Below are 26,098 nucleotides of genomic sequence, written 5' to 3' on the forward strand. Positions count from 1 at the left end.
TGAGGATAATTTTTGTAGTTATCAGCACAATATTTGTTTTGTATGGTATAATATAAAAAAAAAGTAGTATAAAGATTTCGTTACAAAGGAGACCCCCTTATATGAGCCATGAACCTCAGACAGCGGTCATCGATTTGATGATCTCCCTTCTATCCACCACGCTCGGCGTGCAGACCTCCGTTCTCTCTACCGGTTCGGAAGAACTGACGGATATTGATTTCTCCCTGCGGAAATCCATTTTCACCGGACATGACGCCAGAGAACTGTTCAGTGAAATAATGGAAAAAGCCGAGGAGAAATATATCTACAGCATCACGGACCATTTTTTCAGTCACTATATTCTCATGCCTCTTCCGGAAAAGAATCATTCCGGCTGCCTTCTGGTAGGTCCCTATATGACGGAGGAAGCCAACGAGTTCCTGTATAACCGAGTCATCAACCGGAACCGGCTGACCTTAGAGACGCTTCCCGTGTTAAAGCAGTACTATCAGAACTTATCCATCGTAGATCCCGCGCGAATCACCGCGGCGTTAAACCATATTGCCGTCTTCCTGTATGAGGACCATCACGATCTCACCATCCGCTATATGACAGAGGACTGGAACGAGCAGTACAGCGGCTGGAACTACATTCCTGATCCGGAACACGCATTTTCCATCCACGTGACGGAAAAACGCTACGCCGCGGAAAACGAATTTCTGGATGCCGTCATGCGGGGAGACCAGGTGCTGGCAGTCCGCCGCTTCGAGACATTTTTAGACTTCCGTATCGCCCCCAGATATAAGGACCCCATCCGTGACAGCAAGAACCTGATCATTGTTTTAAATACGCTGCTGCGCAAGGCCGCGGAGAAGGCGGTGGTCCATCCGGTATACTTAGATGAGATTTCCCATCATTATGCCGTCCAGATTGAGGCCTCTACTTCCCGCAGACAGCTGGAAAACCTGCGGATTGAGATGGTGCGGAAATACTGCCTCCTCGTCAAAAATCAGTCCCTCAAGAACTATCCGCCGCTGATCCGAGACCTCTTAAACCACATTAACTTAAACTTAAGCTCAAACCTGAGTTTAAAATCCTTATCACAGATGTTCAGTGTCAACGCCAGTTACCTCTCCTCCCTGTTCCGCCGGGAGATGGGCATGACCCTGACCGACTACGTCAACGGCCGCCGGATCGACACCGCTCTGAAGCTGCTGAACACCACCGATATTCAGATTCAGGATATTGCCTACTATGTAGGAATCGAAGACGTGAATTATTTTACAAGAATCTTCAAGAAAAAAATCGGCGTATCGCCCACCGAGTACAAAAAATCGATCCGCCCCGCATAGGGCGTACGTGTTCAGGAGGTATCAGATATGAAGCAGAGAAACGAATACACCTGCCCGCTGGAGCTTACCCACGATGCAATCAGGGGCAAATGGAAGCCCATCATCCTGTGGCAGCTGAATAAGGGCGGCCGCTCCCTCTCCTCTCTCAAAAAAGAAATCGCCGGCATTTCCCAGAAGATGCTGCTCCAGCAGTTAAGCGAGCTGGCCCAGTACGGCTTCGTTGGCAAGACTGCCTACGACGGCTATCCGCTGAAGGTGGAATACTACTTAACCGACCGGGGCAGGAAGATCTTTGAAGCGGTTACCATCATGCAGAGCGTTGGGATCGACATGATGACAGAAGATGGGCGGGAAGATTTTCTGAGAGAAAAAGGGCTGCTGTAGTTACAAAAAAGTGGGTACTGTTCACGCCCGTCTCACTGTTCTATAATGAGAAAAAAGGAGGATTTACATATGAAAGACGCCCAGAATACCGTAGGAAATATGCTTGACAAACAGAGTGTCTCATTTATCGGTTCCATCTCCGCAGATGGATTTCCCAATGTCAAGGCCATGCTGCGGCCACGGAAACGAGATGGAATCAGAACCATCTATTTCACCACAAACACCTCTTCCATGAGGGTCGGGCAGTTCCGTGAAAACCCGAAGGCGTGTGTCTACGTCTGCGACAGCCGCTTTTTCCGCGGCGCCATGCTGACCGGAACCATGGAGGTTTTGGAGGACAGTGAGAGCAGGGAGATGATCTGGCAGGAAGGCGACACCATGTATTACCCAGGCGGAGTCACAGACCCGGATTACTGCGTCCTCCGTTTTACCGCCTTAAGCGGACGTTACTACACCAATTTTCATTCCGAGAGCTTCGAGATCCCGGAAGCGTAAACGGCAGAAGGAATGTCTCAACAAAAAAACAGGAAAGAGGCGGTCTGTGCAATTGCTGCGCGGATCGCTTCTTTCCTGTCGTTTCTATAGTCCGCTGCTCACACTCCCAACGGCCGGAGCAGGCAGTCTACAATGCCCTGCATGCTCTTTTCCCCAGCCTCGATCGTAAGCTCCGGCTCGTGGATATCCTCCAGGTAATGGGCGTCGGAATTGCTGATGATCCGACATCCATTCAGGTACGGATTGGTCTGTTTCAGCTCATGCAGCTTCTTCAAATCCTTCACCTCCGCAGTCTTAAACTGGCTGTCCGGAGGTACGAAGCCTAAGTTGGCAATCAGGCTGTTGGCAGTCTTATCGATATGGGCCGGGAACATCACGCCGTCGTAGGAGCGCACCAGCTCCCACAGCCCGTCAAAGGAAATATCCACGCTGTTAATAAGAAGATTTGCCACGGTTCCGCACACTTCGTCTTCCTTATTATATAGCTGCTGCTTACCAAATATTTCCTCATTGTTTGGAAATGGAATAAGCCTGTCATAAACGTAGGAATCAAAGGCCATGGCCGCCTCCAGGTTTGGAAAGAGACAGACGGCGTGAACCTCCTCCGAGGTATTAATCTCCATCCCGGGAATGGCCAGAACGCCGTATTCCTTGGCAAAATGCAGGACAGCCGGACAGTTTTTACAGGAATTATGATCCGTTACCGCGATCACATCCAGTCCCTTTATGGCCGCCATCCCGACAATATTGCCCGGGGTCATATCGTCATCCCCGCACGGTGATAAACAGGAATGGATATGCAGATCGTAGCTAAGGCTCTTCATGCGCCCCGGCCTGAAGCTTATTCCAGACGGCGAGGGCCGCCTCAAATATAGGTTCTTCCGTCTTCAGTACCGTGATCTCCTGATCGACCGCTTTCTTTCTGGCCGCATCGTCGAGCACGGCCCCTTCCGCCATGATCACACAGGCCGCGTCCGCCAGAGACGCAACCGCCAGTGTATTCATATTGCCCATCACCGTCACCCACGCGCATCCAAATGGCGCGCGCCCCATGGCAATACTGAGTAAGTCACAGCAGAACGGTTTTGTGATTTCCCGTTCCAGCCCCTCTCCGGCATTCACGACACCGAAGATACCGCTGTCTATCAACTCCTGAACCGTCATTCTATTTTCTGCTCCTTCCCTATTCCTGGTCTTTTTCCTTCTCATCCCGGCTGTCAAGCAGCGACATCTCGTCCGAAATCCTCTGGATGTACTCCGTCATCACCTTCAGCATCTCATAGCCCTCCGCATTGCCCGCGGCAATGTCATCCGCCAGGATGGATACCTCCTCGGACAGCTTATGTAAATTCTCCCGCAGATAGTATACACAGTCGGACTCCACTGCCTCCCCGCGCACGATATCCTCGGCCAGCGCCTTACACGTAGGCGCCCCGCAGGAGCCGCAGTCCAGGCCCGGGAGCTTCTTGCACAGCCGCTCCGCCTGACCCAGCCTCGCAAAGCTCTCCATCATGGTGTTTCCCAGGTTAAATACCGGCTCGTACTGGACATCCTTCGTCCATTTGACCAGTTCCTCGGCGTTGCCCTCGATATGGCTTCTCGCCACCGGCATGTATTTCCGGAGTCTTTTCAGCTTGACTTCTGCCACATATGGGTTTTCCACGGTCAGCACGCCTCCAACGCATCCACCATTGCAGGCGTTTAACTCCACAAATTTCAAGTTCGTAAACTTCTGATCCTCCATGTCCTCCAGCACCCGGATGACATTCTCGATCCCGTCGGCGGCCAGATACTCTTCCGTGAAGAGGCCGCTGGCCTCCCCGCCGCTCCGTCCCCAGCTGATGCCGATCTTTCCGGACGTCCCGATCTCCGGCGGGTCGTCTCCCACCGCCTTCATGCAGGACAGCAGCTGCGGATATACCTCCTTGATGGCCAGCACCCGGTCCACCTCGCTGTGGTCCGTCCCCAGAGGAGACTTCACATACGTCACCTTGGAAGGACACGGGGATATGAAAATGATACCGATCTTCTCTCTTGGAAGTCCGGTCTCCTTCATGGCCTTCTCTGCCGCCAGGATCGCCGCCACCTCCACAGGGGGATTAAGCGGGAGGAGATTCGGAATCAGGTTCGGGAACCGGACCCGGATCAGCCGTACCACCGAAGGACATGCCGTACTGATGGCCGGAAGCCGGTCGGGATTCTCACTTAAGTATTCTCTGGTGGCCTCCGAGACCAGCTCGGCAGCCGCGCTCACCTCAAAGACATCGTGAAAGCCCATCATCAGCAGGGCATTCAACACGATATTCACATCGTCTAAATTGTTAAACTGGCTGTATAAGGACGGCGCCGGCAGCGCCACCGTGTACTCGTACTGTTTCAGCACATCCAGCTTGTCATACGTCGCATGCTTCGCATGATGGGGGCATACCCTGATGCACTCGCCGCAGTCAATGCAGAATTTGCTGTTGATCTGCGCCTTCCCGTTTCTCACCCTGATCGCCTGGGTCGGACACCGTTTGATGCAGTTAATGCATCCCATGCACAGTTCCGCATCCAGCCTGACTGAATGATAAAATTTATCCACCTTCTCACCCCCAGCTTATACTATCTTCACCACCATCCGGACGGTTGTACCCACTCCCAGCGTTGTGTCAACCTCCAGCACATCCGAATACTTCTTCATATTGGGGAGGCCCATGCCTGCTCCGAAGCCCAAAGAGCGCACTTCGTCCGGAGCTGTGGAATATCCGGCCTGCATGGCCAGCTCTACATCAGGAATTCCGGGACCCACGTCCGCCAGGATCATCTCGATCTCTTCCGGCGTTATGTTGACCGTAATCTCCCCTCCCTTTGCATGAATCACCATGTTGATCTCCCCTTCATACATGGCAATAGCAACCTTTCTCACAGCATCAGGGCTCACGCCCATCTGCTTTAGCTTACCCTTCACATCGCTGCTGGCCTCACCCGCCCTGGTGAAGTCATCGGGCGATATGTGATACTTCAGAGTGATAACGTTATCCATCAGATCGCACCTCCATGAAGCCCCGCTGAATAAAGCATTCCACAGGCCGAGAACATCCGGTGGCCGGTGGCCATCACAATTAAGTTTCTCTCCCTCGCCATTTCCAGCATGGCATCATCGGGCTTTTTCCCTCTGACAAAAACAAGGCAGACGATATCCAGCATCTCTGCGGTACGGACCACCTGCGGATTGCAGAGCCCGGTAAGCAGCACCGAATGATCCTTGGAAAATGCCAGCACATCGCTCATCATGTCGGAACCGCAGGCACTCCGCACTTCCACCTCCAAATGATCCTCACCAACCAGCACCCTGGCGCCCAGAATATCCTTTACATCTCTAGCAGTCATACATACACTCTCCTTTTTGATGGTTTTATCACTTCAGCTATGATATTCTTTTCATTTCATAAGTAGATTATAGTAATTTTTCGAAGGAAAGGAAAGCCTTTTATATAATTTCTTTTATTTATAGAATATTTCAGCCCTCTATCTGTTAAAATTGTACAAAAAACTGGTCCGTGTGCGGCCTGCCTGCCGATGCAGAAAGGAGCCGGATTACAGCCCTTTGCTATATCCTACTACTTTTCTATGTATTCAATTGCGAAATCAGTATATTTTTACCTATATATATCGTTATTTTTTTGTCGAATCTCTCCGAACCTATGGATTTTTTCTCAATATCATGGTAGAATGTTAGATACATTGCATAAGCAACAATTTAAGGAGGTTATAAAATGGCTTGCAAAAAACAAGGTGTCCTGTTTAGCGGGACAAAGGAGCAGGAAGCCGCTTTAAAAGAAGTGATTTCCGAGCTTAAAGGCACGAAAGGCGCCCTGATGCCGATCATGCAGAAGGCACAGGACATTTATGGTTATCTTCCAATTGAAGTACAGACCATGATATCTGATGAAACGGGCATACCGCTTGAGAAAATATACGGTGTTGCTACCTTCTATGCCCAGTTTGCCCTCCAGCCAAAGGGTAAATATCAGGTTTCTGTCTGTCTTGGTACAGCCTGTTACGTCAAGGGCTCCGGCGAGATTTACAATAAGCTGGTTGAACTTCTTGGCATTACCAACGGAGAATGCACTCCCGACGGTAAATTTTCCCTTGACTCCTGCCGATGCGTAGGCGCATGCGGACTCGCTCCGGTCATGATGATCAACGGCGAAGTTTACGGCAGACTGACACCCGATGACGTCCCTGGCATTCTTGCCAAATATGAATAGTTAAAATCCCATGATGACAGAAATTTCTTTAAATGTATTGGATGTAGCGGAAAATTCCACGAGAGCGGGCGCAGCGCTTGTCGCTATCACCGCAGCCGTTGACACTGCTTCTGACCTGCTGACTATCACCATAGCGGATGATGGATGCGGCATGACAGAGGAGCAGGCAGCTCATGTGACGGATCCATTTTTTACGACCAGAAAGACGAGAAAGGTAGGCCTTGGCATTCCCTTTTTTAAGTATGCTGCAGAGAGCACCGGCGGAAGCTTTACCATCGACTCAACTCCCGGTGTGGGAACCACGGTCACCGCAGTTTTCGGTCTTTCCCATATTGACCGGATGCCGCTTGGAGATATGAACGGAACGATAGAGACGCTCATTACATGCCATCCGGATACGGATTTTCTCTATACATACCGCTATAACGATGCGTCATTTGTACTGGATACCAGAGAGTTTCGGGAGATTTTAGGGGATATCCCCTTTGACACTCCAGAGGTATCCGCCTATATCAAGGAATATCTGGCAGAAAACAAACTTGAAACAGATGGTGGCGCGGTCATTTAGACCGGCCGGAATTGGAGGAATAACATGAAGACTCTTGAAGAATTAAAGGCAATCCGAGAGAAAATGCAGAGTCAGGTCAGCATGCGCGAAGAAGACCACGCACGCACCCGTGTACTGGTTGGTATGGCAACCTGCGGAATCGCCAGCGGCGCAAGACCTGTTCTTAATAAACTTTCCACACTCGTTCAGGAAAATAACATGACAGACCGTTTTTCCGTTACACAGACAGGCTGCATCGGCTTATGCCAGTATGAGCCCATCGTCGAGATTCTCGAGCCTGGTAAAGAAAAAGTAACTTATATCAAGATGAATGCCGAGAAAGCGGAAGAAGTATACAAAGAGCATCTGATCGGCGGTCATATTCTGGAAAATTACACGCTGGGTTCAGCTGACATTAAATAAGGAGGAAACAAGATGTATCGTTCACATGTATTAGTTTGCGGCGGAACGGGATGTACTTCCTCCGGAAGCCAGCAGATTATGGTATCATTAAGAGAAGAATTAAAGAAGCAGGGACTGGATGAGGAAGTTTCCGTCGTTCAGACAGGCTGCCATGGACTCTGTGCCCTTGGCCCCATTATGATCGTTTACCCGGATGCAACCTTCTATGCCATGGTCAAGGAAGAGGACATTCCTGAGATCGTAGAAGAACACTTATTAAAAGGACGTCCTGTACAGAGACTCCTCTATGATGAGACGGTTACACCATCCGGCGTCAAGTCCTTAGGAGATACCGATTTCTATAAGAAGCAGCACAGAATCGCACTGCGTAACTGTGGTGTCATCAACCCGGAAGTCATCGAAGAGTACATCGGTACCGGCGGATATCAGGCCCTCGGTAAGGTTTTAACCGAGATGACTCCGGACGACGTAATCCAGGTTCTGCTGGACAGCGGTTTGAGAGGCCGCGGCGGCGCTGGTTTCCCAACCGGACTCAAGTGGAAGCTGGCTAAGGGCAACGATGCAGACCAGAAGTATGTCTGTTGTAACGCCGACGAAGGCGACCCCGGCGCTTTCATGGACCGTTCCGTTCTGGAAGGTGATCCTCACGCAGTACTGGAGGCCATGACCATCGCAGGCTACGCCATCGGCGCTTCCCAGGGTTACATCTACGTTCGTGCAGAGTACCCGATCGCCGTACAGCGTCTGAAGATCGCCATTGACCAGGCCAGAGAGATGGAACTCCTGGGCGACGATATCTTCGGCTCAGGCTTCTCCTTCAATATCGATTTAAGACTCGGCGCAGGTGCATTCGTCTGTGGTGAGGAGACTGCCCTTATGGTATCCATCGAAGGCAACCGGGGCGAACCGCGCCCGCGTCCTCCGTTCCCGGCACAGAAAGGTCTGTTTGGCAAGCCAACCATTTTAAATAACGTAGAGACCTGGGCGAACATTCCTCAGATCATCTTAAACGGACCGGAGTGGTTCTCCTCCATGGGAACCGAGAAGTCCAAGGGAACGAAAGTATTCGCACTCGGCGGCAAGATCCATAATACCGGCCTTGTAGAAGTTCCGATGGGAACCACACTGCGCGAGATCATCGAAGAGATCGGCGGCGGAATCCCGGGCGGCAAAAAGTTTAAAGCGGCTCAGACCGGCGGACCATCCGGCGGATGTATCCCGGCAGAGCATTTTGATATTCCGATCGACTATGACAACCTGGTTGCTATCGGCTCCATGATGGGTTCCGGCGGTCTGATCGTTATGGACGAAGACGACTGTATGGTCGACATCGCCAAGTTCTTCTTGGAGTTCACGGTTGAGGAGTCCTGCGGTAAGTGTACCCCGTGCCGGATCGGTACGAAGCGTATGCTGGAGATCTTAGAGAAGATCACCAAGGGCCAGGCTACCATGGCTGACCTCGACAAGCTGGAAGAATTATGTTACTACATAAAGGCCAACTCGGCCTGCGCACTTGGGCAGACAGCACCGAACCCGGTACTTTCCACATTACAGTACTTCCGCGATGAATACGTAGCCCATATTGTAGATAAGACCTGTCCTGCAGGCGTATGTAAGGCACTCCTTAACTTCTACATTGATCCTGAGAAGTGTAAGGGCTGTACGCTCTGTGCAAGGAACTGTCCTGCCAACGCAATTACCGGTTCCGTCAAGAATCCGCATGTTATCGATGGCGATAAGTGTATCAAGTGCGGCGCTTGTATGGAGAAGTGTAAGTTTGGCGCTATCTACAAGAAATAATGGAGGGAGAACGTATCATGGAGAATATTACAATTAAAATCAACGGCATGGAAGTAAGCGCTCCAGAAGGCTCCACCATTCTGGAAGCAGCAAGACTCGCCCATGTTGAGATACCAACTTTATGTTATTTAAAAGATCTTAATGAAATTGCTGCCTGCCGTATGTGTACGGTTAAGATTAACGGCGGCAAGCTGGCTGCGGCCTGCGTTTACCCGATCAATCCGGGCCTTGAGGTATGGACCAACACGCCTGACCTGGTTGAATACAGAAAAAAGACGCTTCAGCTGATCTTATCCAACCACAACCGTTCCTGTTTATCCTGTGTCCGCAGCGGAAACTGCGAGCTGCAGACCTTATGTAAGGAGCTGGGCGTGGAAGACAGCGATTACTACGATGGAGAGAAGACTCCGTCCTGTATCGATGAGAGTGCGGCCCACATGGTCCGTGACAACAGCAAATGTATCCTCTGCCGCCGCTGTTCTGCTACCTGTGAAAAGGTACAGGGAATCGGCGTCATCGGTGCCAATGAGCGTGGTTTCGCCACCATCATCGGTTCCGCATTCGATATGGGCCTGGGCGAGACCAGCTGCGTATCCTGCGGCCAGTGTATCGCAGTCTGCCCGACAGGCGCTCTCTATGAGAAGACCTGCATCGACGACGTAGCCGCCGCTATCGCAGATCCTTCCAAACATGTCATCGTACAGACAGCTCCGGCAGTTCGTGCGGGACTGGGTGAGGAATTCGGCTATCCGATCGGAACAAACGTAGAGGGCAAGATGGCTGCTGCGTTAAGAAGAATCGGCTTCGACAAAGTATTCGATACCAACTTCAGCGCCGACTTAACGATTATGGAAGAAGCACATGAATTTATTGAGAGAGTTCAGAACGGCGGCACGCTGCCGATGATCACCTCCTGTTCACCAGGATGGATCAAATACTGCGAGCACTATTTCCCGGATATGACGGAGAACTTATCTTCCTGCAAGTCCCCGCAGCAGATGTTCGGCGCTATCGCCAAATCCTACTATGCGGAAAAGATGGGCTTAAAGCCGGAAGATATCGTATCTGTCAGCGTTATGCCATGTACCGCGAAGAAGTTCGAGATCGGCAGAGACAACCAGGATGCCAACGGCTGCCCGGATGTAGACTACTCCATGACGACGAGAGAGCTTGCCAGAATGATCAAGAAATTCGGTATCCGCTTCAACGAGCTTCCTGATGAAGATTTCGATGCTCCGTTAGGCCTTGGTACCGGCGCTGCTGTTATCTTCGGCGCAACCGGCGGAGTTATGGAAGCGGCCTTGAGAACGGCTGTCGAAACCCTGACCGGTGAAGAATTACAGAAGCTAGACTTTACCGACGTACGCGGCACCGAAGGCATCAAGGAAGCTACCTACAACGTAGCCGGCATGGATGTGAAGGTTGCTGTCGCCTCCGGCCTCGGCAATGCCAGAGAGCTCTTAAACAGAGTAAAATCAGGTGAGGCAGACTACCACTTCATCGAGATCATGGGATGTCCGGGCGGCTGTGTAAACGGCGGCGGCCAGCCCCAGCAGCCAGGCTCCGTCCGCAACACCGTAGACATCAGAGCCCTGCGCGCCAAAGTATTATACGACGAAGACGCAGCCAAAACCATCCGTAAGTCCCACGAGAATCCTGCAATCAAGGAACTCTACGAGACCTACCTCGGCAAACCAGGCAGCGAAAAAGCGCACCACCTGCTTCACACGACTTATGTAAAGCGGAAAATCAATGAAGTTTAATTTATAGTGTCTTTACCCAGACCGTCCCTTTGCCCAACTAAAGAAGGCCAAAGAGACGGTCTGTTTTTTTATCAGATTACATCTGGCGCCCTTGCCGCCCTCAGACTCTCCGCAGGTCCTGGGGCGTCCCCACCGCTACTTCTAAAACCTCATAAGAATATTTAATGGGTAAATCCATTGTTTCCATCTCCTCATATGTGTTAGAATTGTCTCGGGCGGCTGATTTGTCAGACCGTCCGGATTGATTTTCACACGATCACACGACTTAATCACATAGAAGAGGGAATTTTATGGGCGGAATATTTGGTGTCGTATCTAAAAAGAGTTGTACACTCGATGTATTTTTCGGAGTGGATTACCACTCCCATCTGGGAACCAAGCGCGGCGGTATGGCTGTATACGGGCCACGGGGCTTCTCCCGTGCCATTCATAATATCGAAAACACTCCTTTCCGTACAAAATTTGACGGGGACTTGGACGAGCTGGAAGGCACTTCCGGAATCGGATGCATATCTGACAATGAGCCGCAGCCGCTCTTAATTCAATCCCATCTCGGCAGTTTCGCCATCACCACAGTAGGTAAAATCAATAATCAGGACGATTTAATCCGGTCGGCCTATGAGAACGGCCATATTCATTTTATGGAGATGAGCGGCGGCAGGATCAATTCGACAGAACTGGTGGCGGCCCTGATCAATCAGAAAGCCAGCATCACAGAGGGCCTTCAGTACGCCCAGGAGCGGATCGACGGCTCCATGACCATACTGATCCTGACCCCGGAGGGAATCTACGCGGCAAGAGACCGTATGGGACGCACCCCTATCGTTATTGGTAAAAAGGAAGACGCATTCTGTGCCTCTTTCGAAAGCTTTGCCTACATTAATTTAGGCTACTCTGACTACTATGAGCTGGGTCCCGGAGAGATCGTCTTTTTGACGCCGGAAGGCATGGAAAGCCTGGTACCAGCCAGGGAGGAGATGAATATCTGTTCCTTCTTATGGGTTTACTACGGCTATCCGACTTCCTCCTATGAAGGCATCAACGTCGAAAATATGCGCTATGAGTGCGGAAAGCTTCTGGCCCGCCGGGATGATGTAAAAGCAGACATGGTGGCCGGTGTTCCGGATTCCGGAATCGCTCACGCCATCGGATATGCCAATGAATCCGGCATCCCGTTTGCAAGACCCTTTATCAAATATACGCCCACATGGCCCCGTTCCTTCATGCCTCAGAATCAGGGAGAACGGAATCTGATTGCAAAGATGAAGCTGATCCCTGTAGATGCCCTGATCCGCGGCAAGAGTATGCTGCTGATCGACGATTCCATCGTCCGCGGCACACAGCTGGGCGAGACTACGGAGTTCTTATATCAGAGCGGTGCGAAAGAGGTCCACATCCGGCCGGCCTGCCCGCCTCTCATGTTTGGCTGTCCTTACTTAAACTTCTCCCGTTCCAACTCGGAGCTGGATCTGATTACCCGCAGAATCATCCGCGACCGTGAGGGGGACAACATCTCCGACGAAGTGCTGGCCGATTACGCGGATCCCGACAGCAGGAACTATCAGGAGATGGTGGAGGAAATCAGAAAGAAACTAAATTTCACCACACTCCATTACCACAGGCTGGATGATTTACAGGCCTCCATCGGCATTTCTCCCTGCAAGCTCTGTACCTATTGCTGGAGCGGGAAAAAATAACAGAAAGTAGAGGTCTCCTGACGTTTTGCTGTAGGGGACCTCTTTTCTATTTCATATAAAATGTTTTAACTACGGATCATTTTGATAGACGCTTCATCACCCTCACCACTTCCTCCGGCTCCACGTCCCTGCCAATGTTTCTCATCGTCTCTTCCGGTGAGCAGCTTCTGATCGCGGCCTCGAGCAGACGGTGTTCCGGGATTTCTCCCGCATGCATGTCTTCCAGCGAGACCGGAAGCCCTACCTTCCGGCAAAAGCCGCGAAGCTTACTGATCTCCTCCTCCGGCCGGCCCTCCAGCACCATCTGCACCAGTGTACAGAACGCCACCTTTTCTCCGTGCATTACGGAAGACAGCTCCGGAAGAAGGGCCAGGCCGTTGTGAAGCGCATGTGCGCAGGCCAGTCCCCCGCTCTCGAAGCCGATTCCGCTTAAATACGTATTGGCTTCCACAATATTTTCCACAGCTTCCGTACAGAGCCGGTTCTCCACATCTTTTCTGGCCTGTTCCCCGTATGTGAGGACCGTATCGAGACACGCCTTCGCCAAAGCCTCCGCCGCAATGGACACGCTGCCGCCGGCCCTCGTCACCCCACCGTTTCTCCGACATGCAAAAGCCTCATAATACGTGGAAATGGCATCTCCCATTCCCGCCGTAAACAGCCGCACCGGAGCGTGGGCGATGATCTCCGTGTCCAGAATAATCAGATCAGGGTTCCTCTTTAACGAAAGATAACGATCAAAGGTACCGTCCTCCCGGTAGAGAACGGCGATTCTGCTGCACGGTGCATCTGTGGAAACCGCAGTCGGCACCAGAATCACAGGCTTTCCGGAATAATGGCCTGCTGCCTTTGCCGTATCCTGCACCTTGCCGCCCCCGATCCCGAATACGGCGCCGCAGTTCTCCGCCAGCCCGGCCAGTCTCGTGATCTCCGGCTCACAGCACTCGCCGGTGAACACCTCTTCCTTCCAGGAAATCTCCTCTTTCTCAAAGCTCTCCGCTGCCGCATCCCGGTAAACGTCATGGACAAACCGGTCCATAATCAGCAGTACTTCGCCCTCCCCAATGCTCCTGTAATGCTCCGCCAGCTTCCTTATCTCTCCCGGTCCCTGTATGTAGGTGGACGGGGCGTCGATCACACGTCTCATATGGCTGCCTCCATTCTTATAATTTGTTCCTATATCCATCATTGTAAAAGATTAATAATTTTTTCACAATATAAATTATCACCAATTTTCCCGATTGCCTTCCCTTCCTACTCCTGCTATACTCTTCTTTAGACTATTTTTTCCGGAGGATACCGTATGACAACCGATTTAACCGTGGGACTTCCACGAAAAACCCTGTGGCGCTTCCTGCTGCCGATGCTGGTAAGCGTCATGTTTCAGCAGTTTTACAATATCGCGGACAGCATGATCGCCGGACGCTTCGCTGGTGAAGACGCGCTGGCTGCCGTCGGCGCCTCCTATCCGATCACAGTTATCTTCATGGCCTTCGCCACCGGAAGCAATTTAGGCGCGTCGGTGGTCGTATCCCGCCTCTTCGGCGCCAGGGACTTCCGCAGAATGAAGACAGCCATCCATACGGCCTTCATATCCTGCGTCGCTCTAAGCCTCTTTCTGACCGCCTACGGGGTCATCTTCTGCGCTCCCATGATGAGATGGATCAAGACGCCTGACAACGTCTTCTCCGACGGCGCCCTGTATCTGCGCATCTACACCTTCGGACTGTTGTTCCTGATCCTTTATAATGTCTGCACCGGAATTTTCACTGCATTTGGAGATTCAAAAACGCCCCTTTGGTTCTTAATCGGCTCCTCTCTGGGCAATATCGTGCTCGACATCTGGTTCGTCGCCGGCTTTCACATGGGCGTCGCCGGTGTCGCCTGGGCCACGTTTCTCGCTCAGGGTGTCTCCTGTATTCTGGCAGTGGTGACCCTCGGTTCACGCCTGAAAAATATGGCCGGTACCGAAAAAGCCGCCATGTTTGATTGGGGACTCTTTAAGCAGTTCGCGGCAATCGCGGTCCCCAGCATTATGCAGCAGAGCGTGCTTTCCGTGGGAAATCTATTCGTCCAGGTCATCGTCAACCACTATGGCTCTGCCGTCATTGCAGGCTACTCCGCGGCCATCAAACTGAATACCTTTGCCATCACCTCCTTCATGACCCTGGGAAGCTGTCTGTCCGGCTTTACGGCCCAGAATCTGGGCGCAGGCAAGGGCGGCCGGATCAGTTCCGGTTTCCGGGAAGGCGTCCGTCTCTCCCTGATCGCCTCCGTGCCTTTTGTGGCTCTCTATTTCCTGTTCAGCAGACAGATCATGGGGCTGTTTCTGGATTCAGGCAGTCAGGAGGCCATAAACGCCGGTGTGATGTTTTTAAAAATCGTAGCGCCCCTCTATTTCATGATCTCGATCAAGCTGATGACCGACGGTATTCTGCGCGGCTCCGGAGCCATGGTATATTTTGTCATTGCCACCATCCCCGATCTGATCCTGCGTATTCTGTTCGCCTGCCTGCTGACGCCTCACTTTGGCAGCACCGGCATCTGGATGGCATGGCCGTTCGGCTGGACGGCGGCCACTGTGCTCACCATGATTTTTTACAGGAAAATTATTCCACCTTCGCAAAAGGAATCAATTGCCGGAATGGATTGAGCAGAAACTCACATACTAAATGTGGAGGTGATAATATGAGTCCAAAGGAATTAACGTATATTGAAGACGCATTAGGTCATGAGAAGTTTTTGAAGACACAGTGTCAGGAAGCAATCACGAATTTACAGGATCAGGAATTAAAGACCTGTGTGGAACAGATTTCCCAGAAGCATCAGCAGATTTTTGATAATTTCATTAATTTAGTGTAAGGAGGCGCAAACATGGACGACAAGTGTATTATGGAAAACTTACTCCTTACCACCAAGGGAGTGTGTGACTTATACCTGCACGGAACGATTGAGTCATCGACAGCTAATGTTCATCAGACATTTGACTGTGCATTAAACGACAGTCTCTGCATGCAGGATGATATTTACAAGAAGATGTCCGCTAAGGGCTGGTATCCGATGGAGCAGGCACCACAGGAAAAGATTGCCAAAGTGAAAAACAAATTCGCCGGAATGTAAGATATCCCAGCACAGCAAGAAGCATTGCCATGAGCCCAATTCTCATGGCAATGCTTTTTTATTGAAATTTAATTTCTCTATACAGTCCTTTATCTAAAAACCTTCTCTCATACTGCTTTTTAAATTCTTTCTACAACGGATTAATACCATTTTTGTTCAACTAATTTAAGAAATTTGTATGAATTGATAGATAGTATGTTTTACCGAAAAATGGTATAATAGATATCGTTACAGGAGCTGGCTGACAGAGGCACTGAGCCGAAAAAGCAAAGCCTTAAAACAGCCGCGGAGGGGGACGCCATGAGGGATATCTACATCATTTGTATGGTTATCGGTTTTTTACTGCTCTCGCTGTCTGTTCTGGGTGAATTTCTGGAAAATGTATCCGGAGCGCTGGAGGCATTTCTTAATTTTGATTTTGATATTGACTTGAATTTCCTGCCGATCTCGGGAGTGAGTATCTGTACCGGGCTCATCACATTCGGCGGCATGGGACTTTTGTTTAACAGCCTGATTCCCGCCATCGTAATCGGCTATGCGGCTGCGATGGCGGTACAGATGGTCATAAGGAGGTTAAAACGGGTGGAAAATGAGGCTATGAATCGTGAGGAGCTTTATCTGTGTGATGGAAAGATCATCAATACGGTTTTGGCAGGCGGCCTGGGAACAGTAGAGTTCGATAATATCAAGGGCATTGCCACCACCTTCGTGTGCCGGAGCACGGACGCATCGGAGGTCTTAAAGCAGAACACCGTGGTAAAGCTGGTTGAATTTGACGGCGAGATCGCCGTGGTTCGTCCCAAAGACGAGTTTGCCGGGTACGGCAGTATGAATGATGAATAGAGGCTGAGGTGATTTCCGCCGGTCTTTATACATAAACTTTACCATCACATCACTTCGCTTTCCGTAACCTCATGTCCGCGGTTTCATAACTGCGCGTGGGCGTAACCGGGAAAAGAAAAGGCGAGAAAAGGAGAACGAAAATGAGCGAACTAATCAACAAGCTAATTCCAATCATCATTATTGTGGCCGCAGTCATTTTGATTATAATGGTGATCATGTCCTGGTGGAAACGTGTTCCACAGGATAAGGCGGGCGTCGTAACCGGCATCAAGAAAAAGGTAATTACCGGCGGTGGCGGTATCGTGATTCCCGTCATCAATCGAATCGATTACATATCGCTTAGCGCCTCCAGCCTGGAGATTACGACGGAAGACAGTATGTCCTCCCAGAAAGTACCGATCAATGTAGTCAGCACCGTCGTACTGAAGGTTAAGAACGACACCACCAGCATCTTAAAGGCAATCGAGCGTTTCAACGGCAAGGACATCAAGGAAGTCAAGCTCAACATGGAAGAGATTGCCCGGCAGATCCTGGAAGGCAAGCTGCGTGAAGTAGTATCCACACTTTCTGTAGAAGAACTGTACAGCAACCGTGAGAAATTCGCCAACTCCGTACAGGAAGCGGCGGCCACCGAGCTGTCCACCATGGGTCTCGAGATCATGTCTTTCACCATCAAGGATGTGACAGACGAAAACGGGTACATCAAATCCCTGGGTGTGAAGCAGATCGCCGAGAAGAAGAAAGAAGCAGACATTGCGCAGGCTGAGGCAGAGCGCGAGCGTCAGATTAAAGTCAGCGAGGCCCGCAGAGACGGTGAGCAGGCGAAGCTGGCAACCGAGGCGGAGATCAGTGCCGCCAACAAGGAAAAATTAATCAAGGAACAGGCCTACCAGAAGGAAATCCAGACCTCGAAGGCCCAGGCCGACGTGGCTTACGACATCCAGAAGAACATTACCCAGAAGGATGTCATTCAGACACAGATGGATGCAGAGCTTCTGCGCCAGGAGCGCCAGAAAGATATCGAGCAGGCCGCCGTACAGGTAGAGATTTCCAAGGAAGTAAAGAACCGCGAGCTGGCGGAGCGCCAGGCAGAGACCGCCAAAGCCTCCCTGCAGGCCACGGTTGTACAGCCGGCTATTGCTGAGAGAGAAAAACAGGCTCAGATTGCCGATTCTGAAAAATATAAGAAAGTAGCGGAAGCCGACGCCTCCGCCCAGACCCTTAAGAAACAGGCCGACGCGGAAGCCGAGGCAACGAGAATGAGAGGTCTTGCCACCGCCGAGACGAACGCGATCGCCGAGACGAAAAAAGCAGAGGCAGAGGCCGCTGCGATCCGCATGAAGGCAGAGGCGGAAGCCGCTGCCACCAGAGCCAAACAGCTGGCTGAGGCAGAAGGTATCCGTGCGAAGCAGCTGGCTGAGGCGGAAGGTATCCGCGCGAAGAAGCTGGCTGAGGCAGAAGGTATCAAGGCCGCCCTGTTAGCGGAAGCCGAAGGTATGGAAAAGAAGGCTGAGGCTTACAATAAGTACAATACGGCAGCCATAACAGAGATGATCGTAGGCATCCTTCCGGAGATGGCAGGCAAGATCGCAGAACCGCTCTCCAGAATCGAGAAGATCACCGTGATCGACAGCGGCAACGGCACCGGAGAAGGCGGCGTTGGAAGTCTGGCAAGCAATGTAGGATCCGTCCTTGCCAAGACGATCGAGACCGTCAGGGAGACCACAGGCATCGATTTCAAGGAGATCATCGATGCGGATGTGCTGGGCAAGACCACTACGAATATTAATATTAACGGCGGAGGCCAGGAAGACGGCCAGCGCAGCATGGAACAGGAGATTTCCAATGCGGAGATTGTAGAAGCAGTTCTGGATAAGCGGAATTAGGCTCAAAGGCCCTTAATCGCAGACCTTAGCTGCCGGAGTTAAAAAGGAGCGAGCATATATGGGATTAGATGTATTTGGAAGAATTAAGGATATCGTATCAGCAAACATCGATGAACTCTTAAGCAAAGCTGAGGATCCGGAGAAGATGGCCGACCAGATGGTAAGGAAGTACGAGGACGCCATCAAGGATCTTTTAGGAAGCACTGCCTCTGTCATGGCTTCTGCCAGAGAAGCAAAGGCAAAGGTGGATGCCTGCGACGCGGAGATCAAGAAATACGGCACCTACGCCGAGCGGGCCCTGTGGGATGGCAATGAGGAGAAAGCCAGGCAGGCTATCACATTAAAGCAGGAGCAGGAAGACTTAAGGCCGACTCTGATGCAGAGTTACGTAACCGTCAAAGTACAGGCGGATAAGGCCGAGGAAGACTACCGGAAGCTGGCAGCAGGCTTAGAGAAGACGAAGGCCCGCGCAGAAGCCATGAAAAACACGGTGCGCACAGCCAAGGTAAAGAATCAGGCAGGAGAAGTCCAGATGAAATCCGTAAGCACCGCTGCGGGATTAATGAGTCAGTTTGACCGCATGGAAGAAAAGGCCAACCGGCTGCTTCACGAAGCGGAAGCCAAAGAAGAGCTGACCGGAAGAGGCAGCACGGCCGCGGAACTGGATGCGCTATACGGCGACCAGTCAAAATCGCGGGTAGATGAGGAACTGGAAGCGATGAAAAAGGCGCTTAATCTCACAGATGAATTGTAATACAATATCGTAGTCACCCCCCACCGTTTCGGTATGCATCTATGTGCACCGGAACGGCGGGGGTTTTTCTATTTTTGCTATTACTCCACGATATAATACCTACCGGAATATGGAGGCAAAGAGATCATCGTTTTGCCTTCCTTAAGCGGAATTTTTTGTTTTTCCCGAATCTCCATCTCACTGGAAATCAGCAGGGACAGACTTGCTCCCCCTTTGACCTCCAGGACATATCCCTCCTGTACCTCATCTGAGAAATTGAAAACTGCCGCAATGCGCTGCTTCCCGCTCCGTCGTTCGAACGCATAGATCAGCCGTTCCTCCTGATGGCAGTCCAGCCACCGGAATCCTTCCGGGTCATAGTCCATCTCATACAGAGCCGGATTTTCTGAATACAATTTGTTTAAATCCATCATAAAATGGTGAAATGCGTCATGGACCGGATAGCTTAAGATCTCCCAGTCCTGCTGCCGTTTTTCATCCCATTCGCGAAGCTGTCCGAATTCATTACCCATGAAGTTCAGCTTCTTACCCGGGTGGGCAAACATATATAGGTAAAGCGCCCGGGCCTGTGGGAATTTCCCCTCATATTCTCCATACATTTTCTGCAGGATTGTCGCTTTTCCGTGGACCACCTCGTCATGTGAAAGTGAAAGCAGGTACTGTTCCTTATAAAAATACTGCATGGAAAACGTAAGCTGGTGGTATCTCTGCTTCCGTTCCGCCGGCGGCGCCTGAAAATACGACAGTGTATCATTCATCCAGCCCATATCCCACTTGTAGTCGAAACCGAGACCTCCGTCTGTCACGGCCTTCGTCACCCCCGGGTAGGTGGATGAGTCTTCTGCGATTAAAAGAGCCTCCGGATGCTTATTCTTCAGTCCCCGGTTCATCTCCTGCAGAAATCCAATACCATTTCGGTTCTCCCCGCGGGCGGTATCTCCCTGCCAGTAGATCAGATTACTCACCGCATCCATACGCAGGCCGTCAAAATGGAACTCTTCCAGCCAGTAGTTCGCCGCCGACTGGAGAAAGCTCCTGACTTCCCCGCGGGAGTGCATAAAATTGCAGCTTCCCCACTCACTCCGTCCTACGTCGCTGTGGGGATATTCATAGAGAGCCGTCCCGTCATAATTCCAAAGCGCATAATCATCCACAGCGAAATGGACCGGCACAAAATCCATAATTACACCAATCTCCTGCCTGTGGCAGAGATCGATGAATTTCTTCAAATCCGCAGGCGTTCCATACCTGGAGGTAGGGCTGTAAAATCCCGTGTTCTGATACCCCCAGGACTCATCGGAGGGATGCTCCGACAGCGGCATCAGCTCCACGTAATTGTATCCGTTCTCTTTTAAATACGGAATCAGAAGCTCCGCCAGCTCCGTATAGGAATACCAGGCCTCCTCCCCTTCCGCCCCCTCTTTTCTCCGCCAGGAGCCTGCGTGCATTTCGTAGATATTGAGCGGCTTGTCCAAACCGATTCTGTGTTTCTTTTTCCACTTTGAATCTCTGAATGCATAGTCTCCCAGTCGGCTGATCAGCGAAGCCGAATGAGGTCTTAATTCCATCTGAAAACCATAGGGATCACAGTGATCGATAAAAGAGCCATCCCGTTTATGGATTCTGTATTTATACATCATCCCAGCCTCAGCCGCAGGCACAAAGCATTCCCAGAAGTTACCGTCGTACACCTTGTCCATAGGAGTCTCCTGCCACCCGTTAAATTCACCGATCACAGATATCCGCGCGGCGTTGGGGGCAAAGGTGCGGAATACTGTTCCATTTTCCTGAATATGCGCCCCCAGATACTCATAGGCAGTAAATTCCTTCCCCGTATAAAAGCCATAATAGTCCATCCCGTTTCCTCCTGTAAAAAATTGATCCCTGATCACAAAGAAAATAGACAACCATCCGATTCCCTACTATAATTGATTATAGAAAATCTTTTTTATTTTATCCATCACCGGATTTGCAAAACCGTCGGATATACGACGTTTTTGTAAAATCGTCGGAAAGGAGTGTAACAGGTATGGACTTAAGAATAGAGAAAACACACCAGAGCATCGTCAACGCATTTATCGCTCTTCGCTCCGGAAAGCCGCTGGAGAAAATCACGGTTAAGGAGCTCTGTGAAAAGGCGCAGATCAACAAGTCAACCTTCTATTTCCACTATGCGGACATCTATGAATTATCCGATTCCCTGGAAACGGAGATCGTGACCTCCATCATCAATTCTCTGGCTCATCCGGAATACATGGTGGAGAATCCCGGCGCGTTCACCCAGGAGCTTTTTCTGGCCTATCTTTCCAGGGATTCTTTGATCCAGACGCTGTTTTCGGGCAGCCGGAGCGGATGTCTGATCCAGAAGATCGAATCCAGCTTAAAAAAGCTGATTTATGAACGCCATCCGGACTACCGGGATGATCCGGTGAAAAATCTCATCCTGAGTTATCAGATCTACGGCGCCTATTACGCGTTTTCCGAGAACCGGGGGGAGAACGTTACAGAAGTCATCGCCGTACTGGGAAGAATATCGGAGGAGCTGCAGAAGCTGCTGCATGAAAAGCCGCTTGACTTTTCGCCGAAAACTGGATATACTAATACCCGGTAAAAGGGAGTAGCTTGCACGTTAATCCGTGTCCTGTGTAGCCGACATTCCCGTTTCCGCAAAATATCTGTTCCACCTGGAACAAAATTTTGCCGGAAACCGGTGCACATATAAAAAGCGAGACTTTTATTGCATGATCTTAGTTTATCGTGCAATAAAAGTCTCGCTTTTTTTCGGCCTTCTTCCTTTTTTAACAAGAGCACTTAACAAACGAAAGAGGGAAATTATTTATGATGTACGTATTTCTGATCCTGGGTTTCCTGCTGCTGATCAAGGGAGCCGATTACTTTGTGGAGGCCAGTTCCTCTGTCGCCAGAGCACTGCGCATTCCCAGCATCATCATTGGACTCACCATCGTGGCATTTGGAACCAGCGCGCCGGAATTATCGGTCAGCATATCCGCTTCCATCGCAGGAAATAATGATATCGCAGTTGGAAATGTGATCGGTTCCAACTTGTTTAATCTCCTGGTCGTACTGGGAGCCTGCGGTGCGATCCGCCCGTTTGCCGTCAAGCTTCGCTGGGACTATGCGGCCTCGGCAGCTGTGGCGGTTGTCCTGTTCGCAATGATCTTATTCGATCAGACCGTCGGCCGCGTGGATGGCCTCCTCCTTCTGGTCCTGTTTGTGGCATTTGTCGGGCTGACCGTCCGCGACGCCCTGGTCAACCGGATCGTCACCACCGAGGAGGTCAAAACGCTTCCGCCGCTGCGCTGCGCCGTCTACATCGTAGGCGGACTGGCCGCCATCGTCTGGGGCGGTGACTTAGTCGTGGAAAATGCCAGCGCTATTGCCGCGTCTTTCGGTTTAAGCCAGAACCTGATCGGACTGACCATCGTTGCCCTGGGCACCTCTTTACCCGAGCTTGTCACCTCCATCGTCGCCTCCCGCAAAGGTGAGAATGGCCTCGCCCTGGGAAATGTCATCGGCTCCAATATCTTTAATATTTTAATGGTTCTCGGCGCCTCCGCCGCGATCCACCCGCTCCTTGTCAACCCGTTCTCGGTTTATGACATAGGATTTTTAATCATTGCCAGCGCCATTACATGGATCCTCTGCCGCAGCCGGAACCGCATTAGCCGTATGGAGGGGGCTTTCATGCTGGCGATGTATCTGGTGTATTTGATTTATGTGATTGTGAGATAGGGGGAATATAAGATAGTGTGATTGTATAATAATGTGATTGTGTATCAGCAGGAAGAAGCATGAATGCATAAATAAGAAAAAGCTCCGGGAACGACGTTCTCCCGGAGTTTTTTCTTTCTCTTTCTGTTCTTTGTATCAGAAAATCCTCAAGATTCCCTCCAGCCGTTCTTCAGGCAAAGAGATTTCCAGGGTCCCTTTCGTACGCTCCTTAAATTCCGCCCGGCTCTCTATAAGACCGAAATCATCGGTAAAGCACACCGAATAGCCTTCTATACGCACTGCCATAGAAACCAGAATCACGCAGGTTCGATGGGAATATTTCCGAAATTTCAGGCTGCATTCCTCCGTGGTTTCATTAAATCTTATGGACTCTATCCACAGATCAAACCCTGTGCTGACACTCCCCGGACGGAAATAAGCTGACGCCCATACAGAGACCGGAGAGGAAAGTCCGCTGAAATGATGAAACCAGCCGCCGCGTCCCGTCTCTATATTTATCTGCTCAAATGTATAATAGCTTCGGTCAACCTCCTGTTTCCAGACTTCCAGTGCCCGATGCGCAATTTCATAGGCAAATTCTCCTTCTCCCATATCCAGCATTGTCTTCCAGATAAACCACTGATGCGGAAACCACACATTTCCATTCCAATAACCATCTTTTATAAAATAACTCGCCGACTGATCCACAGAACTGATGCCTGCTCTGGAAAATAACTCCTCCGGATTCTTGAGATGCGCCAGAAGCCGTTCCTCCTGTTCCCTGGAACACGCTCCAGCTATCAGGGGATATATCCCTTCCACCGTCTTATTATAGTTTTCTCCTCCCTCTGTTCTGAGGATATGATACGCTCTCCCCTCTTCATCGTGAACCAGATAGCCGAAGTATCCGCTGTCCCCATCCCAGGCCTGTGAAAGCGCACTGGTCAGCCTGTTTATATCCTCTTCGTACTGTCTTACGTCTTCCCCGTATCCGAGGTGTTCCGCAGCCATAAGAAGTATCTTTGCAGTTCTAATCACATGGCAGGTGGAAATAACCGGCGCGATTCTTCCGGCCGCCGCGTGCTCCTTTACGTACATCTGCGGCGGCAGATCATCCATACCGCTGCAATTAAAAAAGTAATCTAAGGTCGTCGTCAGACCGCTCTGAAATCTTGCCGTTACAGAACCGTCTCCCCTTCCAGCCAAAAACTCATAATACCGACTGGCCCTGTCATAATACCCCAGAAGGTGTTCCTTCTCCTCTGTATGATTCAGCATTTCCTGATAAAGATACAGGTGAGTCGGGATCGGGGTTCCATGATGGACGAATGCGTAGTTTTTGTTATCCACTTCCGCAAGATACGTGTCCAGAATGTATTCTGCCAGTCCCTGATTCATATCACGCAGTCCCATAGCGATCATACCGGAATCCCATGTATACAGGCTGTCCCATCGTTTTCCCGGCGTATGGTGCTTGATAAATCCATCATCTAAATGAATTGGATACACCACATTCGTAAGCTCTGTCGCTCCCAGAATGCGGGTACTGAGTTCATATGGCCTGCCGTCTTCCTTTAACTGAAAAGAAAATGAATCTGCCCGGCACTCCTGATAGATCCTTTCACAATCCTCTTTCGAAATCTCCCACCGCTCATCTCCAATTACTGCATATTCAACGCGGCTCTCTCCTGGCTTAATAAAAATGGAGGGGATCATAGAATTATGATAATATCCCGGACTGCTGTGTTTTCTGGGAAATGCATTTCCAAACGGCGCGAGCACATCGTCAAAGGTCTTATCTCCATTCGAAAGTCTCGATATCCATGCATCTTCCAGGACCCCTGACTCGATGTTCCGAAACTTAACTAATGGGCTGAGCGGAGCAAAACATATTTTTGTATCACACGCGCCGTATTCGTAAATCAGAGTCCCCTCCTCATGGCTGATTGCAGGATGAACCTCGTACTCCTTGCGTTCCGCCCGGACAACCACCCGGTCCTCCCATTCTGTCAGGGCAAAGCAGTCCAGCTCCAAAGCCGAATTCCCATGGGAAATCAGAGATATCGTATGCAGTCCTTCCGGTAATCTCCCAATTGGAATTTCATACAATACGGGACAGCCCTGCTCCGCAGCCCTTGTCCTGGCCCGTGCCGCCTCAGCCAAGGTGGCAGAACAATCCTTTTTTTCTCTGACTGCCCGCCGGCATTCAGAGTCCGCTGTCACTGTTTTCCTGTCCGTCCCGCCTCCTGCATCATTGTTATCAACGATAACACTGCCATCTTTCCGGAATACCACATTTTTCCGAAAATTCAACCGGTCCCTCTCGTCATCCCGGATCTCCAGCAAATAAAAAGCATCTTCTCTCTCCTCTTTGATCAGCGCCCGTACATACAGCACTCCACTCACATAATCTCTTGTAGTATTTCTACGGTACCTGACAAAATCGCCCTCATCTGTCCCGAAGGAACGGAAATCCCAGTGACGGATTTCAAAGACGAAATCCTTATTAATCCGGTCTCCCAGTCCGTGATGACCAATAAAATCGGGATCGTAAAACTCTCCCTTTTTCGTTCCATCGGGATTTAAACAGTCCCATGGTCTGGGTCTGGCATACTCATACGCATCATAAGATACCGCGTCCCAAAACTCGCTCTTATCAGGCAATGCAAGATGATATTCATATGGATAAGGATATTCCATAGCTGCAAAATAATTCAGGCAGCCATACTGAGCTTTTTTCGTCCTGTTGACAAACTCGGTCCTGATCACTACCTTCCCTGCTTCCATTTGGGAAAATGATACCTCCGCGTAACACTGATCCTTCCACTCCAAATCGTATCGATAACTGTAATAACGCAGATCGGCCGCAGCCTGCCACGGATGGTAATTGCTTGGAACGGTCACATTGGGTACCGGCACACCACTGTTGGCCAGTGTCGGAAATACCACCAGATCAAACCTGGCTCCTGGAATCCGTCCGTCTTCGCAGGCCCGGGATACCCCCATGTATTTCTTGGAATACGGTCCCCAGTCAGGAAGATACTCCTTATATATCTCCAGATTTCTCATT

General features: G+C 50.7%; 25 protein-coding genes. 17 read left to right on the top strand and 8 right to left on the bottom strand.

Translation table 11 applies throughout. The features are described from left to right. Positions 1-101: 101 nt before the first annotated feature. The 3 genes from M1L66_RS27405 to M1L66_RS27415 all read left to right on the top strand — a co-directional run bounded on the left by M1L66_RS27405 (position 102) and on the right by M1L66_RS27415 (position 2,210). A complete protein-coding gene (locus tag M1L66_RS27405) occupies positions 102-1,331 on the top strand; it encodes a helix-turn-helix transcriptional regulator (RefSeq protein WP_434688930.1) in 1,230 nt (409 codons plus the stop codon). Between the two features lie 27 nt (positions 1,332-1,358). After that, positions 1,359-1,715: a winged helix-turn-helix transcriptional regulator gene (locus M1L66_RS27410; protein ID WP_187019912.1), complete on the top strand. Its 357-nt coding sequence runs from the start codon at positions 1,359-1,361 to the stop codon at positions 1,713-1,715. A 69-nt stretch (positions 1,716-1,784) separates the two neighbouring features. Further along, positions 1,785-2,210 (top strand): pyridoxamine 5'-phosphate oxidase family protein, encoded by a 426-nt coding sequence (locus M1L66_RS27415; protein WP_187019913.1) that lies wholly within the window; start codon positions 1,785-1,787, stop codon positions 2,208-2,210. Between the two features lie 98 nt (positions 2,211-2,308). Here the strand turns inward: M1L66_RS27415 and M1L66_RS27420 are convergent, their stop codons facing one another. The 5 genes from M1L66_RS27420 to M1L66_RS27440 are packed head-to-tail and all read right to left on the bottom strand — an operon-like array spanning position 2,309 to position 5,582. Further along, positions 2,309-3,034 (bottom strand): PHP domain-containing protein, encoded by a 726-nt coding sequence (locus M1L66_RS27420; protein WP_187019915.1) that lies wholly within the window; start codon positions 3,032-3,034, stop codon positions 2,309-2,311. Beyond that, on the bottom strand, positions 3,021-3,374 hold the full coding sequence (locus M1L66_RS27425; RefSeq protein WP_025531293.1) for a hypothetical protein: 354 nt from the start codon (positions 3,372-3,374) through the stop codon (positions 3,021-3,023). The genes M1L66_RS27420 and M1L66_RS27425 overlap by 14 nt, the downstream gene beginning before the upstream one ends. Positions 3,375-3,393: 19 nt before the next feature. Further along, on the bottom strand, positions 3,394-4,794 hold the full coding sequence (locus tag M1L66_RS27430; protein WP_187019917.1) for a [Fe-Fe] hydrogenase large subunit C-terminal domain-containing protein: 1,401 nt from the start codon (positions 4,792-4,794) through the stop codon (positions 3,394-3,396). A gap of 15 nt (positions 4,795-4,809) precedes the next feature. Beyond that, a complete protein-coding gene (locus tag M1L66_RS27435; protein ID WP_187019918.1) occupies positions 4,810-5,235 on the bottom strand; it encodes an ATP-binding protein in 426 nt (141 codons plus the stop codon). After that, a complete protein-coding gene (locus M1L66_RS27440; RefSeq protein WP_187019920.1) occupies positions 5,235-5,582 on the bottom strand; it encodes a DRTGG domain-containing protein in 348 nt (115 codons plus the stop codon). Before M1L66_RS27440 ends, M1L66_RS27435 begins: the two co-directional genes overlap by 1 nt. Before the next feature lie 386 nt (positions 5,583-5,968). On the opposite strand from M1L66_RS27440, the gene M1L66_RS27445 reads away from it, so the two are divergent. The 6 genes from M1L66_RS27445 (at position 5,969) to M1L66_RS27470 (ending at position 12,693) form a co-directional block, all read left to right on the top strand. Next, entirely contained in the window at positions 5,969-6,463 is a 495-nt protein-coding gene (locus tag M1L66_RS27445; protein WP_002604564.1) for a complex I 24 kDa subunit family protein, read from the top strand. 10 nt (positions 6,464-6,473) lie between these two features. Next, a complete protein-coding gene (locus M1L66_RS27450) occupies positions 6,474-7,031 on the top strand; it encodes a sensor histidine kinase (RefSeq protein WP_002604565.1) in 558 nt (185 codons plus the stop codon). Positions 7,032-7,055: 24 nt separating this feature from the next. Then, positions 7,056-7,433 (top strand): (2Fe-2S) ferredoxin domain-containing protein, encoded by a 378-nt coding sequence (locus M1L66_RS27455; protein WP_002604566.1) that lies wholly within the window; start codon positions 7,056-7,058, stop codon positions 7,431-7,433. Positions 7,434-7,445: 12 nt separating this feature from the next. Continuing rightward, positions 7,446-9,233 carry an NADH-quinone oxidoreductase subunit NuoF gene (gene nuoF / locus M1L66_RS27460; protein ID WP_187019921.1) on the top strand — a complete coding sequence of 596 codons (1,788 nt, stop codon included), beginning with the start codon at positions 7,446-7,448 and terminating at the stop codon, positions 9,231-9,233. Between the two features lie 17 nt (positions 9,234-9,250). Next, on the top strand, positions 9,251-10,996 hold the full coding sequence (locus M1L66_RS27465; RefSeq protein WP_434688932.1) for an NADH-dependent [FeFe] hydrogenase, group A6: 1,746 nt from the start codon (positions 9,251-9,253) through the stop codon (positions 10,994-10,996). A gap of 290 nt (positions 10,997-11,286) precedes the next feature. Beyond that, complete coding sequence (locus M1L66_RS27470) at positions 11,287-12,693, top strand: amidophosphoribosyltransferase (RefSeq protein WP_434688933.1); 1,407 nt, start codon at positions 11,287-11,289, stop codon at positions 12,691-12,693. Positions 12,694-12,769: 76 nt separating this feature from the next. Here M1L66_RS27470 and M1L66_RS27475 read toward each other — a convergent pair whose 3' ends face one another. After that, positions 12,770-13,840 (bottom strand): glycerol dehydrogenase, encoded by a 1,071-nt coding sequence (locus M1L66_RS27475; protein ID WP_434688934.1) that lies wholly within the window; start codon positions 13,838-13,840, stop codon positions 12,770-12,772. Between the two features lie 156 nt (positions 13,841-13,996). Here M1L66_RS27475 and M1L66_RS27480 point away from each other — a divergent pair, with 156 nt between their 5' ends. From M1L66_RS27480 to M1L66_RS27505, 6 genes are all read left to right on the top strand, one after another. Then, positions 13,997-15,346, top strand: coding sequence for an MATE family efflux transporter (locus tag M1L66_RS27480; protein ID WP_434688935.1), 1,350 nt, complete (start codon positions 13,997-13,999; stop codon positions 15,344-15,346). A 35-nt stretch (positions 15,347-15,381) separates the two neighbouring features. Beyond that, complete coding sequence (locus M1L66_RS27485; RefSeq protein ID WP_002604572.1) at positions 15,382-15,555, top strand: hypothetical protein; 174 nt, start codon at positions 15,382-15,384, stop codon at positions 15,553-15,555. Between the two features lie 12 nt (positions 15,556-15,567). Beyond that, entirely contained in the window at positions 15,568-15,813 is a 246-nt protein-coding gene (locus M1L66_RS27490; protein ID WP_002604573.1) for a spore coat protein, read from the top strand. Between the two features lie 300 nt (positions 15,814-16,113). Next, the gene (locus tag M1L66_RS27495; RefSeq protein ID WP_187019929.1) at positions 16,114-16,656 is read left to right on the top strand and encodes a hypothetical protein; all 543 of its coding nucleotides are present in this window, start codon (positions 16,114-16,116) and stop codon (positions 16,654-16,656) included. A gap of 140 nt (positions 16,657-16,796) precedes the next feature. After that, positions 16,797-18,542: an SPFH domain-containing protein gene (locus M1L66_RS27500; protein WP_434688936.1), complete on the top strand. Its 1,746-nt coding sequence runs from the start codon at positions 16,797-16,799 to the stop codon at positions 18,540-18,542. A 58-nt stretch (positions 18,543-18,600) separates the two neighbouring features. Next, on the top strand, positions 18,601-19,296 hold the full coding sequence (locus M1L66_RS27505) for a PspA/IM30 family protein (RefSeq protein ID WP_434688937.1): 696 nt from the start codon (positions 18,601-18,603) through the stop codon (positions 19,294-19,296). A gap of 80 nt (positions 19,297-19,376) precedes the next feature. On the opposite strand, the gene glgB is transcribed toward M1L66_RS27505, so the two are convergent. Continuing rightward, on the bottom strand, positions 19,377-21,152 hold the full coding sequence (gene glgB, locus M1L66_RS27510) for a 1,4-alpha-glucan branching protein GlgB (protein WP_434688938.1): 1,776 nt from the start codon (positions 21,150-21,152) through the stop codon (positions 19,377-19,379). Positions 21,153-21,325: 173 nt separating this feature from the next. Between glgB and M1L66_RS27515 the strand changes: the two genes are divergently transcribed. Both M1L66_RS27515 and M1L66_RS27520 read left to right on the top strand, forming a co-directional pair. Beyond that, positions 21,326-21,907, top strand: coding sequence for a TetR/AcrR family transcriptional regulator (locus M1L66_RS27515; protein ID WP_187019935.1), 582 nt, complete (start codon positions 21,326-21,328; stop codon positions 21,905-21,907). 227 nt (positions 21,908-22,134) lie between these two features. Continuing rightward, entirely contained in the window at positions 22,135-23,049 is a 915-nt protein-coding gene (locus M1L66_RS27520) for a calcium/sodium antiporter (RefSeq protein WP_156833137.1), read from the top strand. A 135-nt stretch (positions 23,050-23,184) separates the two neighbouring features. Here the strand turns inward: M1L66_RS27520 and M1L66_RS27525 are convergent, their stop codons facing one another. After that, the gene (locus M1L66_RS27525) at positions 23,185-26,097 is read right to left on the bottom strand and encodes an MGH1-like glycoside hydrolase domain-containing protein (RefSeq protein WP_434688939.1); all 2,913 of its coding nucleotides are present in this window, start codon (positions 26,095-26,097) and stop codon (positions 23,185-23,187) included. Position 26,098: the final 1 nt, after the last annotated feature.

Source organism: Hungatella sp. SB206 (genome assembly GCF_051132295.1).
Taxonomy (GTDB): Bacteria; Bacillota; Clostridia; order Lachnospirales; family Lachnospiraceae; genus Hungatella; species Hungatella effluvii.

Bases quoted from the DNA above. Each gene is read 5' to 3' on its own strand.
- M1L66_RS27405 (WP_434688930.1), top strand. From the start codon at position 102: ATGAGCCATGAACCTCAGACAGCGGTCATCGATTTGATGATCTCCCTT.
- M1L66_RS27410 (WP_187019912.1), top strand. From the start codon at position 1,359: ATGAAGCAGAGAAACGAATACACCTGCCCGCTGGAGCTTACCCACGAT.
- M1L66_RS27415 (WP_187019913.1), top strand. From the start codon at position 1,785: ATGAAAGACGCCCAGAATACCGTAGGAAATATGCTTGACAAACAGAGT.
- M1L66_RS27420 (WP_187019915.1), bottom strand. From the start codon at position 3,034: ATGAAGAGCCTTAGCTACGATCTGCATATCCATTCCTGTTTATCACCG.
- M1L66_RS27425 (WP_025531293.1), bottom strand. From the start codon at position 3,374: ATGACGGTTCAGGAGTTGATAGACAGCGGTATCTTCGGTGTCGTGAAT.
- M1L66_RS27435 (WP_187019918.1), bottom strand. From the start codon at position 5,235: ATGGATAACGTTATCACTCTGAAGTATCACATATCGCCCGATGACTTC.
- M1L66_RS27440 (WP_187019920.1), bottom strand. From the start codon at position 5,582: ATGACTGCTAGAGATGTAAAGGATATTCTGGGCGCCAGGGTGCTGGTT.
- M1L66_RS27445 (WP_002604564.1), top strand. From the start codon at position 5,969: ATGGCTTGCAAAAAACAAGGTGTCCTGTTTAGCGGGACAAAGGAGCAG.
- M1L66_RS27450 (WP_002604565.1), top strand. From the start codon at position 6,474: ATGATGACAGAAATTTCTTTAAATGTATTGGATGTAGCGGAAAATTCC.
- M1L66_RS27455 (WP_002604566.1), top strand. From the start codon at position 7,056: ATGAAGACTCTTGAAGAATTAAAGGCAATCCGAGAGAAAATGCAGAGT.
- nuoF (WP_187019921.1), top strand. From the start codon at position 7,446: ATGTATCGTTCACATGTATTAGTTTGCGGCGGAACGGGATGTACTTCC.
- M1L66_RS27465 (WP_434688932.1), top strand. From the start codon at position 9,251: ATGGAGAATATTACAATTAAAATCAACGGCATGGAAGTAAGCGCTCCA.
- M1L66_RS27470 (WP_434688933.1), top strand. From the start codon at position 11,287: ATGGGCGGAATATTTGGTGTCGTATCTAAAAAGAGTTGTACACTCGAT.
- M1L66_RS27475 (WP_434688934.1), bottom strand. From the start codon at position 13,840: ATGAGACGTGTGATCGACGCCCCGTCCACCTACATACAGGGACCGGGA.
- M1L66_RS27480 (WP_434688935.1), top strand. From the start codon at position 13,997: ATGACAACCGATTTAACCGTGGGACTTCCACGAAAAACCCTGTGGCGC.
- M1L66_RS27485 (WP_002604572.1), top strand. From the start codon at position 15,382: ATGAGTCCAAAGGAATTAACGTATATTGAAGACGCATTAGGTCATGAG.
- M1L66_RS27490 (WP_002604573.1), top strand. From the start codon at position 15,568: ATGGACGACAAGTGTATTATGGAAAACTTACTCCTTACCACCAAGGGA.
- M1L66_RS27495 (WP_187019929.1), top strand. From the start codon at position 16,114: ATGAGGGATATCTACATCATTTGTATGGTTATCGGTTTTTTACTGCTC.
- M1L66_RS27500 (WP_434688936.1), top strand. From the start codon at position 16,797: ATGAGCGAACTAATCAACAAGCTAATTCCAATCATCATTATTGTGGCC.
- M1L66_RS27505 (WP_434688937.1), top strand. From the start codon at position 18,601: ATGGGATTAGATGTATTTGGAAGAATTAAGGATATCGTATCAGCAAAC.
- glgB (WP_434688938.1), bottom strand. From the start codon at position 21,152: ATGGACTATTATGGCTTTTATACGGGGAAGGAATTTACTGCCTATGAG.
- M1L66_RS27515 (WP_187019935.1), top strand. From the start codon at position 21,326: ATGGACTTAAGAATAGAGAAAACACACCAGAGCATCGTCAACGCATTT.
- M1L66_RS27520 (WP_156833137.1), top strand. From the start codon at position 22,135: ATGATGTACGTATTTCTGATCCTGGGTTTCCTGCTGCTGATCAAGGGA.
- M1L66_RS27525 (WP_434688939.1), bottom strand. From the start codon at position 26,097: ATGAGAAATCTGGAGATATATAAGGAGTATCTTCCTGACTGGGGACCG.